Origin of the sequence: Actinoplanes awajinensis subsp. mycoplanecinus (assembly GCF_001509495.1) — a bacterium.
In the GTDB taxonomy this organism is placed as follows: Bacteria; Actinomycetota; Actinomycetes; order Mycobacteriales; family Micromonosporaceae; genus Actinoplanes; species Actinoplanes palleronii.
The window spans coordinates 23,556-37,929 of record NZ_LLZH01000212.1 but is presented as its reverse complement, the minus strand read 5'-3'; the positions used below and the strand labels follow the sequence as shown (position 1 = coordinate 37,929).

Here is a 14,374-nt window from a genome sequence, read left to right as displayed (position 1 = left end):
GACCGACGGCCACGGTACCGACCAGTGGTCGGAGTTGCGTCGGGAGACGAAGTCGGGCTCGAGACCAGCCACCGCTCAAATCATGAACGCTCATCGCGGGAGCCGATGAGCGAAGGATCGGCCACGTGCCGCAACCAGGAATCCGGCAACGGAGCCTCCGGTTCCCTGCGAATCCGTCATGAAGTACCGTCACGACAAATCCGGCGGGCTTCAGAAAGGCGGAACGGTCACCTCCACGCCGAAACTGTTCGACGAAAGCCCCGAACGACCTTAAGACGCCACAAGAAACGGGCATCCCATGGCCAAGAAGATCATTACTGTCCTCACTGACGATCTCGACGGAAGTGATGCTGACCGCACCGTCGAGTTCGGTCTCGACGGCGTGAGTTACACCATCGACCTTTCCGAGAAGAACGCCGGCAGCCTGCGCAAAGCGCTCGACCCCTATTTGGCGGTTGCGGCGCGCCTTGGCCGCACGGGGGCCACGGCACGCATCGCGCCGCGGGCCACGGTGCCGGTGCGGACGAGTCGTGACCAGAACCAGGCGATTCGGGAGTGGGCCGCCAAGAACGGACACGAGGTAGCCGAACGAGGCCGAATCCCCAAGGCTGTCGTCGAGGCATTCCAGGCCAATCACTGACCGGTTGCACCCGCCGATCCGGATCGGCCGGGGGCGGCCGCCATCAGGCTGAGGGACGGTAACTCCCCGCCGGCACCCGGAGGCTGGCGCCGCTGGCTGTGCGGGCGTGCTGAACGGTCAGGCGCCAGACTGTGATCCAGAACGTGAGGGCGCGGTGTGGGGGTCAACCGTGCCGAGACCTGCTCCGGGTATCGAATCGTGAGGCCGCCGATCCGGTCTATAAGCTGTGGCATCTGCCTGGTATCGATGCTCGCATCGGCCCAAGGCGTTTCGCCGCCGGCTGCGGCCGCATTTCCTGTGAAGCTTCGAGCAGGAATTCTATGTATTTTTGATACTGAATGAACCGAGAAGTGTTTCTGGCCGTTGGAACTGGTTTTGGCGATGCCGACAAGCTGCCGGGTCACCGGCGGCTGCCATCGCTTTGATCTCGGCGCTTCTTCCTTCCCGGGCCAGCACCTCGACCAGCATCTGCCGTGCCTCGCGGTCCCCAGCATGTGCCATCTGGCGGATATCGGCTTCCCTGCCCTGGCGTGCCAGCATTTCAAGCAGATGCCGGTGAGTGTCACTCGCGGATTTGTTCTCGCGAGAAAGCGCCCGTAATTCTTGCTCCGCACCGGCCGCAGCAAAGGCTCGATGCAATTCACCCCGCGCTGCTGAGGGGTGTTTCTCAGCTAGTTCGCGTAGCTCATCGACCAAGCCAAGATGAGACAGTAGCCGGGCGAACCGCACAAGTTCAGGAAATCTGCTGTCATCGGCCTTGACGAGGTCACGGAGGTCGTCCACACGTTGCTCACTCCATAGGAGTTGGGCGTAGTGCATCCGGGGGATTCTGTAGCTTTCGGCGTCTGCCTGGACCATCCATTCCTTCAGTTCTTCACGTCGACCTGTTCTGGCCAGGAGGCCAGCCAGAGAACGGGCGGCCTCATCCGGAAAGTCGCCGTCGCCGTTTCCGATGAGATCGTCGTATTCCCCAATAGCCTCATCGATTCGGCCTTGCTCTTCGTATAGCTTCGCAAGTTTCATTTGGGCATCCTGGCCGCCTGCATCCGCCATGCTTTCTAAATCAACTTCGCGATGTTGATCCTTCAAAAGCCAGACGAGGTAAAATCGCCCCTCGCCATGTCCGGTATCCATGAGTTTCCGCAAAGTGGCCTCATCTCCTCGCCGGTAGAGCATTTCGGCGAGGTTGTACCACCCGTCTTGGCTGACGGCCTCGTCACCCCACTGTTGAATCAGATTCTCAAGTCGACCTCTACTGATCATCAGCCAGACGATTCCCCACAGGGCCGCCCCAACACCTTCACCAGAAAGCTCACGAAGGCGGTCCTCACGACCTTGAAGCATGAACAGGTAGGTCAACCGCCACGAGCACTCCTCGTCAATCATGTAGGTACGCAGCAGCAGCGGTAGGGCCTGTTCCGTGAGCCCGCGGTCATCAGCAGCCAACGCCAAGCTGCTCAGCAGCTCCATGTCAGTGACCTGAAGTTCGAGGACCTCCCACAGAGCCGTCGGCACGGGAACATAGTGACGTTCCAGTTCGCCGCGCTGTTGCAGGTAGTCATTCAGCACGAAGCCGCCGTCCTCGCCCAACTGAGATCCGCGGCGTGGATGGAGAGCGCGGACACCGCCTCGCAGCTTCGCCGTGGCGTACTGTAGGGCACTGTCGACCGCGCCGGGTGGGGCCTCAGCGAATTGCTCGTCGGTCAGGTAGGTCGCCATCGCGGCGGCCAGCAGCTCCCGGCTGAGAACCTGAACGCCTAGGCGTGTGAGGTCGACAGCAGCGGTTATGACGGCCGCACCGTAGGGCTGACTTCCCTGACCCAACTTCCACCGGTCGATGACCTGTGGTGCGCCAGCCAGGTGCTGCGCAAATCCAAAGTGTCCATCGTCCAGCGCGGCATGGAGGCGTGCGTCGCCGGTCTCCGCGGCCAAGGCGCTGGCGCGCTGGCGTTCAGCGCTGGTGATTCTGTCACTGACCGAGAGAGCAGGTTCCTTCGCCAGGCCAAGGCATTCCCGGGCGGTGCGCCAGGGATCCGGCACGGGCCTCGATTCGATGATGCAAGCTGTCGGGGCAGCTGCAATTTCTTGATAGACAGCTGGCCACAGAACGTGGATTACGATCGTCGGCCCGTCTGTGCTCTCATTTGAGGTCCATACCGCGATGTCGCTGGCGGTCAGACCTCCGGGTGCGAGGAATCGCGGGCTCGGCGTGTCATCAAGCCACATCACCATGCGCTGCGACGATTCTGCCCGCGCTTGCCTGATGCCGTCGGAGTCTTCTGCCAGGAGGATGGGCCAGCCTGCAAGGACGTGCCGGCATGCCTCGTACAGGCTTCGTGACTTCCCCGTCGATGAGTCGCCTAGGACCACAACTGATCCTCCGCCGTGCTCGGCCGCGCGCCGTAATTGAGCACAAAGCGTGGAGTCGTGGTCGCGGGCGATGTAGCGAGGCAGGCGGGGTAACTCACCCGCCGGCTCCAACGTGGGATGGACTCCGAGCTCAAACGCCGAGCAGGATTCGACGGGAACTAGGCGCCATGTTCTGCGGCGACTTGCCGCCGCCGATCCGGCGCCTGCGACCGCAGCGAGATCGTTACCGGTGGCTCTGGTGATCAGGGGCGAACCGGAATCAGAGGCTTGGCCAACGACATCGAGTACCTTCGCGAGGACGTCACCGGGGGTGATGAGATGCGAGAAGCTGGCGCGCACGTTCGGGTAGACGTTGAGATAGGCGCTCAGCTGGTCACCGTCCCACAACGCGAAGTCCTTAAGGCCGAGCTGTCTGGCGTATCCGTCCATGAGTTCGCGAATTTTGTCTTTCCCATAGCCGGGCACGCTGGAGAGTCGAACGTTCGTCGTGACTATCAGGTACTCGGGCCGTCTTCCCGCTCTGCTGCGCTGGCGGGCTGGCGCGAACCAGGTTTTGAACTCGTGTTTGACCTGGTCACTCAACCATCGAATGTCGTTGTTGCCGACACCCTTCCGTCGGTATTTCGCTTGCAGCACCACATACCCGTTCCATGGCTGCATCGAGCCTGGATAGGTCACAGGACCGTCGAAGGTTGCCTCTCGGCCTCCATCGGGGCCATCGCCGAACACCAGGAGCCCGGCGCCCAGTACGTGTATCGCCAGGGCCCGGCAAAGGTCCTCGAATTGGCGCTCACCCAGCCGGCTGAGGTTGTCATCCACCTCACCATCATCGGCCATCACGCCCGGCCGGACCGCCCTGCCGATTTTCGGCGGGGCGGTCCGGCCGTCGGGTCCAGCGCGTGAAGAGCAACACGTGATCGGTCCGGTCGGCGTGGGAGGTGCGATCCCGCGCGGATCAGGAGTTCTCCAGGGCGGCGACTGCGGCGTCGGCGATACGGGAGACGGCGTCGACCGGATCGGCGACGGTGATCGTGGTGGTGTCGGCGAAGGTGTGCTGGGAGTACCCGTCTGGGTGCAGCCACAGCACAGCGCAGCCAGCCTTGTGCAGAGTGGTGATGATTTTCTGCGCGGCGGGTTTGTCGTCGAGGTCGCCGTCGGAGACGACCGCGACGAGGCGCAGGGTCCTGGCGTGGCGTAGGCCGAGGAGTTGGTCGGCGAGTTTCACCGCGTCGCAGAACGTGTAGGTTCCGCCGCCGATCTGCATCTGCAGCACCTGCTTGGGGCGGCCGTGGGGCGGCACCAGCAGGGTGGTGCTGTCGCCGAAGCCGATCGTGGTCGTGACGACTTCGCCGCGGCGGGCGGCGTGCGCGAAGATCCACGCCGCGGACGACAGCTCGGCCGCGTATGAGGACATGGAGCCGGACAGGTCGACCAGGACTGCGAGGTGCAGGGTCGGTTTCGGGGGTGGCTGCTGGGTGCGGTGCTGCCACGGTTGCGCAGTCGGCGTCTGTCCGGCGGCCGCTTGGGCGTCGGCGGCGATCGCCTGCCGGGTCCGCAGTCGGCCGGGCGGAAGCACCGTGCCGCGCCGGACGGTCTCGGGGTGGTGGACACGGGCTTGCTGGATGCGGTCGGCGAGACGCCGGGCGGCGGCCTGCTGCTCGGGGGTCGGGTCGGTGCGCGGCCAGTCGGTGGGCGGGTTGTTGCGGCGGGCGAGGATCTGGGCTCGGTAGTCGGCGGGGGTGATGCCGGTCAGGGAGGCGAGCAGGTCGGTCAGCGCCTGGTCGAGGCGGCCGGGGAACATACCGGCATCCGCGACGGGAACCTGGCGTTGGCGCCACGGGTCGATGCCGAGGACTTCGCACCACCGCCGGGCCAGCCTGATCATGGTGATGGCGTCGTGGTCGTCGACCGTGTGCGCCTGTTTCCAGATCTCGCGCAGCCGGTGCAGCCTGGGCTTGCCGATGACGGTGGTGACGGCGGCCCGGATCGCACGCACGTCCTTACTGGTCAGGATGCGGGCGTCGACACGGGCGAGCAGTAGGGCGGCGAGGACGCCTGCGTGCCACGGGTCGTCGACCGGGGCGGTGCCGGGGTGCACCACGATGTTGATTATGTGGCGGAGCCAGCGGCGGTCGGCGCGACGCCGGCCACGTTGTCGTCCTTCGGCGCGGGATTCCTCGAGGAGTTCGGCGACCTCGGCGAGGACCGGCGGGGTGCCGGGCGGCGTTGTCCACAGGCTGTGGGCGGCGTGCGCGGCGCCGTGCACCAGCAGGCCGTAACCGGTGGGCACGATCTTCTTGTGGCCGGCCTTGCGCGGGTCGGTTATATCCGGTGTGTCGGCGATGTAGCGGGCGTCGACCTCGATGCGGCGCAGGTCGGGGTAGAAGCATTCGGGTGCGCCGCCGCCGGCGCCGGGCGCGACGTGGACGTGCAGGTCGGTGCGGCCGGTCAGGACCGGGACGTGCTTGGTCCACGCTGTGGACCAGGGTTTCCAGTCCGGGTCCGCGGCGGCCGGTACGGCCGGGGTGGGCGGGCGGTGGGTGTTCGGATGCGACATCAGGATGCCTCCTTGCGGCGTGGTCAGCGTTTGCCGAGGGCGAGGGCGGTGATCGTCTGGCCGGTGTGCCGCGACAACGCGGCTGTGATCTCGACCCGGCAGCCCGGGGGCGCGATGCCGGCCAGGTTCGACAGGGCGGCGGCCGTGCCGAGGGCGTCGCGGACCTTGACGAAGCCGAGCAGTTCACGTAGCTGCGGCGCCCAGTCGATGCGGTCGGCAGCCAGGTCGTTGTTGAGCTCGATCGCGGCGGCGATGACCTTGGCGGGCACGCCGAGCTGGCGGGCCAGGTCCCAGTCGGTGGTGACCTCGATCTGCACGGTGAACCGGGACGCCAGCGCTTCGGTGAGGATCGCGCCGTGCACGCCGGGGTTGTGGCCGCCGCACACGTAGAACCCGTCGCTGGCGTCGACGGTCTCGACGCCCTGCGGGGTGGTGACGGTGACCTTGCCGCGTCCGTCCATCACCGGGTACAGCACCGCGAGGACACGCGGCGGGATGAGCGTGGCGTCGTCGACCAGCAGCGCCCGGCGTTCCCGCATCGCGACGGGCAGCGGGCCGTAGATGTAGTCGTACCCGCCACCGGGAAGCGGGACGTAGGAGCCGAGGAAGTCATCGACGACGGTGTCGCCGGTGCCCGCGACGGTCAGCAGGTCCGGGAACGCGGCTTCGAGCATGGCGGTCTTGCCGGTTCCCGGCGGCCCGTACAACAGCACCGGCACCTTCTCCCGGCGCAGCGTGCGCAGGACCTCGATGTCCCAACCGCCGGCGAGCCGGCGCGGGAAGTACTCCTGCCCGCTGGGCCGCGTCACCGGCGTCGGGCGCGCGGACCGGTTTCGGCTCCCACCGCGGTTGCCGCTGGTGGGCGGCGGCATGGTGCCGGCGGCTTGGATGCCGGCTTGGGTGATCTGGAATCGGTGCGGGTTGGTGTGGTGGGTGGCGTGCCCGGCGGCGGCCATCTTCTTGCCGACTTCGAACACCGCGCCGCTCGAGGGGGCGCCGATGGCTTTGGTGATCTCGCCGACCTTGAGAACGGCGTCGGGGTGATCGCGCAGGTGGAGGGCGACTTTGCGGTACAGGTAGCCGGACCCGCCGCTGTTGGCGGTGCCGGGGTCCGGGGTGGGTGTCGTCATGGGTGACCTTTCGCAACAGGACAGGCCTGCACACCCGTCTCCGGGCGTGCAGGCCTGTGGGCCGCACAACGGAGACGGGCGAGGCTGTCCTGGAACCGCGATCACGACGGATCGTCGGTCCGGGGGATGCCACACCCGCGGTAGTGCCTTCGAGAACGGAAGGGGATTCGTGACCGGCGCGTCGCCTTACGGCCGGACCGGCATGGGCCGGCGCCGCGTCCACGGACGACGCGCAGCCGAGATTCAGGGTTGAGGCTTGGGCGGCGGGTCGACGTCGTCGAACCCGAAGAGCCGGCCGATCAGCTGCAGCGCCTGGGTGGAGTACCGGTCGAAGAAGCCCCGGCACACCGCCGGTTTCACCCCGTCGGGCGCCATGCCGGGCAGGGTGCTGTGACAGACGATGTAGCTCTGTTCCGCCAGGGTCTGCGAGACGAGATCGCGTAGCCGCCCTTCGCCCAGGTGCATGCGGTTTCCCGGGCGGAAGATGCAGGTGTCACACATCTGCGACAACCTGCGGGTCCGCATCGTCGCCGGATCACCGACCGACAGGCCGTCGGGCTCAGTCACGTCGCCCGCCTTTCGCGGTATCCGCGTTCGGGTACGCGCCGGAGAACATCCTGGTCTGGCCGACGCGGATGTCATCGGCGTTGAGGTGGGACTGGTCGTGGCCATCGCGGGTGGGGCTGACGATCAGGCGGCACTGCTCGGCGACGCGCTCGAGTAGCGTGGTGTCGAAGGCATGCTGGTAGACGTCGACGGCCTCGCTCCAGCGGTCGTCGGAGATGTTCCAGTGCGACGGAAGGTCCGGACCGTCCATCACGGTGACCAGGTCGGTGTCGGTCGGCGGTTCCACGGCGTCGTTGTCGGCGCGGTGGCACAGTGCAATCCCGGGGACCATCTCGGGACGTCCGTCACGGATGTACTGCAGCGCGTTACGGGCGGCCGGTTCGGGGTCTCCGGTGGCATGCTCGGCGATGGTGTGGCGGCACCACTGTTCGGCGACCTCCCGTCCGGCCTGCCGGGCGGCGGCCCGGACCGCATCCAGCGTCTGCGGCCAGGTCAGGCCGGTGCCGGCTGCCGGAACCCAGCTGGAGGTGAACGCGTTGACCTCCGCAATCGGGTGGTTAGCTGCAGTGACGCCGTTGTCCCAGTCCACGACGACGGCGCCCTGCTCGGGTTGCAACTCGCGGACGGTACCCAGAGCGCCCGCACGCACCGTCTCGGTGCTGTAGAGCAAGGTGACTCGTTGTCCGACAGTCGAGGGTCTCAATGAAGTTCTCCTATCGATTTTTCGGTATCAGCCGCGCAGCGTTCGGCGGCGACGGCGTGCATGCAGCGGGGTCGGCGGTCGACGCGAGGTGGAAGCGATGGCCCGTTCCGCTCAGCGCCGGCGGATTAGGTGGTCGGGTCCTGCTGCAGGGGCTCGCTCGGCATCGTCGTCGGCGAACCGCTGGTGCCGTGGTGAAGTGTTCTTGCAGGTCAGGTTGTTCTCAGCCGAGCGGGGCGCCTACCGATCGCATGTAGACGACCGGGTCGATCGCGGACTCGGCGCCGTGATCGGTGTGGAGGTGGACCTCGTAGTGCAGGTGGGGGCCGCTGGAGTGGCCGCTGCTTCCCGACAGGCCGATGATGTCCCCGGTGTTGACCTGCTGGCCGACCTGTACATATGGGCGGACGAGCTGGTGGCAGTAGCGGGTGACGATGCCGCCGGCATGATCGATGTCGACGTACCAGCCACATCCGGAGGTCAGGTCGGGGTTCCCGTCGCGGTCGCAGCCCCAGTCACTACCGGTGCGCACGTCGACGGCGTCGCACCGGACCCGGCTGACCATCCCGGCTGCGGCGGCGTGGATCGGTTTGCCTTTGTCCTCGATCAGGTCGACGCCGTCGTGGCCGGGCCGGTCCACAGTCCGGAAACCGGAACCGACCTCGGCGCCGGGTGCCGGGTTGGTCCAGCCGAGCGCGGAGATGACCACCGTGCAGCCGAGCCCGGCCGGGTCGCCGCCGGTGAGCGCGGCGACGAGGTGGGCCGCGTCCGGTTCCCATTTGGCGTAGGCGTCCGGGTAGGCGCTGACCTGCACCGCCTGAGCCGCGCGGGTCAGGGGCATCGTCTGCCAGCCGGTGATCGAGAGCAGCTTGGTGTAGAACTTCGTCGCCGCGTACTGCGGGTCGTGCAGCTGCGCCGGGGTGCCCCACCTCTGGCTGGGGCGTTGCTGGAACAGACCGATCGAGTCGCGGTCCCCGCCGGTCAGGTTGATCAGCGAGGACTCCTGCATGGCGGTGGCCACGGCGATCACCTGCCCGCGGACCGGGATCTTGAGGCCGACGCCGACGGCCACGATGATGTCGGCGTTGCCGACCTGCTCACGGGTCCACGATCCGAGCGGGCCGGACGAGATGGACCTGCTGAGCCCGGTGGTGGTGCCGGCGAACGAGCGTGACGGCCCAGCGGTGCCACCGCAGTCACCTGCCGCGGCGCCGCCGCCGAACAGCTGGGTCAGCCCGGAGCAGGCCAGCAGGATCACCGCGACCGCGGCGGCGACCACGGCGAGCGTTCGGGTGGTCATCGCCGCTCACCTCCAGGCCCGCGCGGCGGGCGGCATGATGCCGGTGCACGGCGGATTCGGAGCCACCTGATGGCCGATCCGCGCGCCGGCCACCAGATGGCCGTTCATGACGCGAGCGGCCGGATACCGGCCAGCGTGCCGTCGATGATGTGCACACCGATGGTGTTCACGGCGGGGTCGAGCAGGTAGAACCACTGGGCATCGAGGCCACCGATCGCCGTCAGCGCCACGACGGTGACCGGGGCCGGCGGCACTACCTGGCCGGTGGTGAAGTCGGTGGCGGCCAAGGTCATGCCGACCCCGGGGATCGGCTGCTCGCCGGCGAACGGGGGCCTACCGGTGGCGGTGGTTTCTCCATTGAGGTAGTACCAGTCGTGCTCGAGTAGCAGCGTGATCAAGCGGCGGGTGTCCCGCCGCGCGGCGGTGGCCCAGATCTGCCGGACGGCGGGGATCAGCCCGGCGGGATAGCCGTCGCTGTGGACGTAGCGGATCCGGACCTGGCCGGGCTGGTCGGGGTCGCGGACGCCGACGTAACTGTGGGTGCTCACGGTTGCCTTCTCCTTGATCGGTGTGCGGGTTGGCTGGGCCCGCCGTTGGCGGCGTCGGGATGCGGTCCGTACGGCTCCGCGTGGGCGGCGCGTTTGACCTGCGAGGTTGGGGGCGGGGATGGCGGTCAGCGGGCGAGGACGGCGACTTTCTCGCCGTGCAGCAAGGGCGCGCCGTCGGGACCTTTGATGTGCGCGTTGATCCAGATGCGGTAGGTGTGACCGTTCTTGTCGGTCAGCGCCGCCAGTGGCCGCGGACCACGAACCAGACCCGGTAGTGCCATTTCGGGTTGCCGTCGCCGGGTTCGGCCGAAGGGCTGGTGCGGCGCAGCATGACCACCCGGGTGTCGTGCTTGATCGAGCTCTGGCGGCTCGTCTGCGGGCGGGCCGGTCGATCGAAGCGGCGGTGACGCTGGCCAGGGGCTGAGCCTGGATGCACCAGAACGCGTAGGCGACGGCGGTGCACCCTCGGGTGCGGGCGGTGGCCTCGTCGATGCAGAACCGGCCGTCCGGGGCCGGTTCCCAGTCGCGGTCGGCGGCGTCGACCTGGGGCAGGTCATCGGCTTCGACGCGACGACCGATCGGGACCATCGTGTAGTGCGACAGCAGGTAGGGACCGAGCTGACGGGCGAGATCCGGACGGTCGGCCAGATCAGCGCGGCGGCGCGCCGCCGCCGGGTCGTACGGGTCGTGCTGGTCGGCCCAGCCGGTGATGACCCATGCGGCCTCGCGGCTGGTGGCGATACGGGTCCAGGTGATCGCGCCGAGCGACGACACCTTCCCGCTGAGGCCGCGGTGGTAGAGCGGCTCGGGAAACAGCACGACGCCGTGGTCACACGGGGCGATATCGTCGGGCAGCACCTCACCGGTGAGGTCGAGGGCCTGTGCGGCGGCCGCGATGATCGCGGTCATCGCCGGAGCGACGATGTACGGCTCGCCGGCTTTCCAGGCAGTGCCGGTGACCTCGTGCATCGTGGTGAGGACGTTCGGCGTCATGGTGCCGTAGTCGTCGGGCATGTCCTGGAACAGCGCCTGCAGGTAACGGTGAGCCAGGCTGCTGCCGTGGTACTCGACCATGCGGGCACGCAGGTCGACGGCGGTGCGGGCGAACCCGGCGAGGGAGTCGTTGGGCAGGAAGTTCATGGGCGGGCCTCCAGAGTGTCGGGGTCGGCGGCCCGGACACCCGGCCGCCGGAAAGGGGCGAAGGTGCTCTTCGGCGCGGGCCGCTCCTGCGGCGTCGCGGCGTCCGGCAGCAGAGCGGTGAATCCACTCGGCCCGGCTGGAAGCGGTGCGCGTCCACGCGCGGGATCAGGCTCAGGAGCCGGGGGTGTGCTGGTGGCGGCGCATGCGAGCTGGGCGGCCCGGTGCGCGGTGCGGGCGGCTGCGCAGGGGGCGTGCTGGCCCCGGCATTGCAGGTTGGTGCAGGTGCCGTCGGGGCCGCTGCGGTGGGCGGCGGCGACATCGGCGGCGGTGGTCCACAGCAGCCGGTCCGTGACGTCGTCCGGCGCTGGTACGCGGGCGCGGGGCTGCTGACCTCGGCGTTCGGGCGGGATAGGGAAAGTCGTGGCGGTGGCCTCCGTCGGCTGGCGTGTGCACGCGACGGCCGCCCTCCGATCCCTCACCTCTCGAAGGCGTTGTTGCTGGTCGATGACCTCGGAGTGCGACCACGACGATCGACGCGTGCCTGCCGACGAAGGCCAAGTCATGCGACAAGCCAGGACCCCTGCCGAAGGTCGCGGCGAAGGGACGGCGCGTCACGAGACGACGCCACCGGCGCTCGACGAGGCCGACCGTGAGGGTTCGCGTCCGGGACCGGTCGCGAACCCGCGGTGGTGGCGTATGCCGCTCAGGTGCGCCGGTGCGCGTCGCGGCGGCGGGTGTGTGCCGGCAGGACCGGAGGTGAGGTGGCGGCCGTGCCGTCGTACACGCCGCCGCCTGCCGCCTTGGCCTCGTACATGGTCGCGTCGGCGCGGGCCAGCAGGTCGCGGGCCGAACGGCCGTCGGTGGCGTAGCCGACGCTGGCACCGATTTGCCAGTCGGTGCGGTCCGCCACCGGGATCGGCTGGCTGATGATCGCCCGCCACGCCGCGCGGGCGCAGGCCCGGGTTTGTTCGGCGTCACCGGCGACGAGCAGGACGAATTCGTCGCCGGAGAGGCGGGCGGCGAGCCGGACCGGCGCGGACAGGCTGGCCAGGTGCAGGCCGACGGCGGTGAGCAGGTCGTTGCCGGCCTCATGGCCGAACGTGTCGTTGACGGTTTTGAAGCGGTCGAGGTCGATCATCACCACCCCGACCGGATCGCCCGCCGCGAGGGTTTCCCGAAGGCGTTCGCGGAAGGCACGCCGGTTGGGCAGGCCGGTGGTCTCGTCGGTGCGAGCCTCCCGTTCAGCGGCGTCAGCACGTTGGTCGGCCGCGAGGACGCTGCGGTCGGCGTCGTCGAGGCGGTCGAGGAATCGGAACACCACGACCAGGGAGACGGCGAGGCCGGCGACGAGACCGCCGGCGGCGGAAAGGATCGATGTCCAGGTGAGAGACAATGTGGTCGCTCCTTCTTGCTGAGGAGCACCGGGACGGGCGGGTCCTGCACGACTGCCGCCCGTCCCGGGCAACCTGACGGGGCAGATCCGGTCAGTCGGCGGTGGCCGCGAGCTGGAAGGTCGCGGCCTTGCGGCCTTCCACACGGACCGCCTTGTTCTGGTGGGCGAGCTTGTCGAGCGCGTTGGACACGGCGCCTTCGCTGGCCCTCGGGTAGCCGGTGTCCGCGTCGACTTCGTCGATCGCCGCCTTCATCGCGCCGACCTTGTACTCGCTGTCCGGGTTGGCCTGCAGGATGGCCAGTGCGCTGGCCTCCAGCGCACCCTTGGGACGCCTGCACTTGACCGGCATCCCGGCCCCGGTGGCCTTGGCGGGGCCGCCGTCAGCGGGAACGGTCTCGTCATCGGCAGCGCTGGCCGTAGGCGGCGCGTCCGGTGGATCAGCGGCGCGTATCGCGGCAGCGCAGGCGTCCACATCCGGGGTGGCATCGTCGGTGCCGGTTGCGGCGGTGGCCGGCGCGAGCGCAGGGGCGGGCACGGCGGCGTCGTGGTGTACCGGTTCGGCGGCGTCCGGCTCGCCGTCGCTGGTGGGGTTTCCCGGGTCGGGTTCGGCCACGGTCGGCCTGCGCTTGGCGGGTTTCACGGTGGCCTTGGCCGGCGTCTCGTCGGCGTCGGCAGGTCTGGCGGCGTGTTGGGCGGGGGTGGCGGTGCTGGCTTTGCCGGATTCGGTCAGCCGCCACAGCGTCTGCGCCGTGTCTTTGTTTTGGTACTTCTCTGCTTGCCCGGTGCTTTCCCAGGCCCGCAGTTTGGGGGTGACGGTGGGGTAGGCGAGTCCGGCCTTCTCGGCGATCGCGGCCGCGGTGGCCTCACCGAGGTCGGCGATCGCGGCCAGCACCCGGAATGCGCTGTTGGCGGGCGGCGCGACAGTGGGTTCGTCGGTCATCGCTGTACTTCCTTCCTGCTCAGAGGGTGATCGAGGGGGTTGCACTGATCCACGCTTCGTTCGGCGCATTGATCAAGTCGAATGCGTTCTCGTGGTGTTCTTCGTGGTGGTCTCTGGACGCCGCTGGCGGCACGAGACGGTCGCCGAGTCCGCGGCGGCGGGCGGCCAGCCGGGTCCGGCAGGCGGTCAGCGGCGCTCGGAGGTGATGGGCAGCCAGGTCCACCGGTGGCCGCCGATCGGGTAGAGGCCCTCGGGGTCGGGGCCGATGACGTCGCACCGGTGCCGGGTGTGGCTGCCGCCGCCGAGGTATTCGGCGAAGACTTCGACGCGGTCGCCGGCCCATCGCAGCGAAGCCCGGGCCCCGGGCTGTGAGCCGTAGGCGCGACCCAGGTCGAGGATCATCCGGGTGACGGTCGACGCGTCGAACCGGGCGAGCACGCCACCGTGGATGTTGTGGTAGCCGTCGGCGATCAGCGCGGGATACAGGCCGCTGCCGGTGTGCGGCACGCACGCCACCGTCGCCTCGGTCCAGATCACATCGCTCGGGTAGGCGCCGCCGTGCTGTTCGGCGACCTCGACCTGGTCGAGGTTGATCACCGGATCGTGGGACGTGACATCGAGGCTGAGCCAATGCTTGTCGCGCGATACCTCGATCAGCTGGCTGAACAGCTGCGCGTCACCGTCGGCGGTGATCAGCGGCAGGTAGCCGTACCGGCGTGCTGTGACGCGGGCGGCGGTGTCCTGGGTCCGCCAGGCGTGGGCTCGGGCGACCTTCTGCCGGCCGTTCTCGTCGTACCAGCCGGGCAGTCCGTTGGAGGTGAGGGCGTCGCCGTCGGGTCCGGACTGCCAGGTCAGGGCGGGCACCAGCGGCGCGAAGGCGATCAACTGCGCCGCGGTCAACGCCAGGTACGGCGTGCCGACGGCATGCAGGGCCAACTGTGCGACGTCGTTGAGGTGGAACCAGAGCCGGTCCGGCATGTCGGCGGCAGGCGTGTGAGGGTGGGGCGGGAGTGGCGATGCCATGGTGGACTCCTTTGCGAAATGCAGTCCGGGCACGGCCAGTCACGGCCGCGCCCGGAAACTGCGGTG

Annotated in this window: 11 protein-coding genes; 1 reads left to right on the top strand and 10 read right to left on the bottom strand. The window is 68.6% G+C overall.

Annotation, left to right across the window (positions count from 1 at the left end):
* Positions 1-298 precede the first annotated feature (298 nt).
* Positions 299-640, top strand: coding sequence for a histone-like nucleoid-structuring protein Lsr2 (locus tag ADL15_RS22135; protein WP_067694331.1), 342 nt, complete (start codon positions 299-301; stop codon positions 638-640).
* A 318-nt stretch (positions 641-958) separates the two neighbouring features.
* Here the strand turns inward: ADL15_RS22135 and ADL15_RS53145 are convergent, their stop codons facing one another.
* From ADL15_RS53145 to ADL15_RS22075, 10 genes are all read right to left on the bottom strand, one after another.
* Positions 959-3,829: a tetratricopeptide repeat protein gene (locus tag ADL15_RS53145; RefSeq protein ID WP_157441522.1), complete on the bottom strand. Its 2,871-nt coding sequence runs from the start codon at positions 3,827-3,829 to the stop codon at positions 959-961.
* 136 nt (positions 3,830-3,965) lie between these two features.
* The gene (locus ADL15_RS22120) at positions 3,966-5,567 is read right to left on the bottom strand and encodes a VWA domain-containing protein (RefSeq protein WP_067694322.1); all 1,602 of its coding nucleotides are present in this window, start codon (positions 5,565-5,567) and stop codon (positions 3,966-3,968) included.
* A 23-nt stretch (positions 5,568-5,590) separates the two neighbouring features.
* Positions 5,591-6,697 (bottom strand): AAA family ATPase, encoded by a 1,107-nt coding sequence (locus ADL15_RS22115; protein ID WP_067694320.1) that lies wholly within the window; start codon positions 6,695-6,697, stop codon positions 5,591-5,593.
* Between the two features lie 243 nt (positions 6,698-6,940).
* Positions 6,941-7,264 carry a hypothetical protein gene (locus tag ADL15_RS22110; protein ID WP_232344279.1) on the bottom strand — a complete coding sequence of 108 codons (324 nt, stop codon included), beginning with the start codon at positions 7,262-7,264 and terminating at the stop codon, positions 6,941-6,943.
* Positions 7,257-7,934: a hypothetical protein gene (locus ADL15_RS22105; protein ID WP_067694317.1), complete on the bottom strand. Its 678-nt coding sequence runs from the start codon at positions 7,932-7,934 to the stop codon at positions 7,257-7,259. Before ADL15_RS22105 ends, ADL15_RS22110 begins: the two co-directional genes overlap by 8 nt.
* Before the next feature lie 253 nt (positions 7,935-8,187).
* Positions 8,188-9,264 carry a peptidoglycan DD-metalloendopeptidase family protein gene (locus tag ADL15_RS22100; RefSeq protein ID WP_067694314.1) on the bottom strand — a complete coding sequence of 359 codons (1,077 nt, stop codon included), beginning with the start codon at positions 9,262-9,264 and terminating at the stop codon, positions 8,188-8,190.
* Positions 9,265-9,368: 104 nt separating this feature from the next.
* On the bottom strand, positions 9,369-10,952 hold the full coding sequence (locus ADL15_RS55510) for a hypothetical protein (protein ID WP_232344278.1): 1,584 nt from the start codon (positions 10,950-10,952) through the stop codon (positions 9,369-9,371).
* A gap of 703 nt (positions 10,953-11,655) precedes the next feature.
* The gene (locus ADL15_RS22085; protein ID WP_067694308.1) at positions 11,656-12,345 is read right to left on the bottom strand and encodes a GGDEF domain-containing protein; all 690 of its coding nucleotides are present in this window, start codon (positions 12,343-12,345) and stop codon (positions 11,656-11,658) included.
* 91 nt (positions 12,346-12,436) lie between these two features.
* Complete coding sequence (locus ADL15_RS22080; RefSeq protein WP_067694305.1) at positions 12,437-13,285, bottom strand: hypothetical protein; 849 nt, start codon at positions 13,283-13,285, stop codon at positions 12,437-12,439.
* Between the two features lie 186 nt (positions 13,286-13,471).
* Positions 13,472-14,308 (bottom strand): hypothetical protein, encoded by an 837-nt coding sequence (locus tag ADL15_RS22075; RefSeq protein WP_157441521.1) that lies wholly within the window; start codon positions 14,306-14,308, stop codon positions 13,472-13,474.
* Between the last annotated feature and the right edge of the window lie 66 nt (positions 14,309-14,374).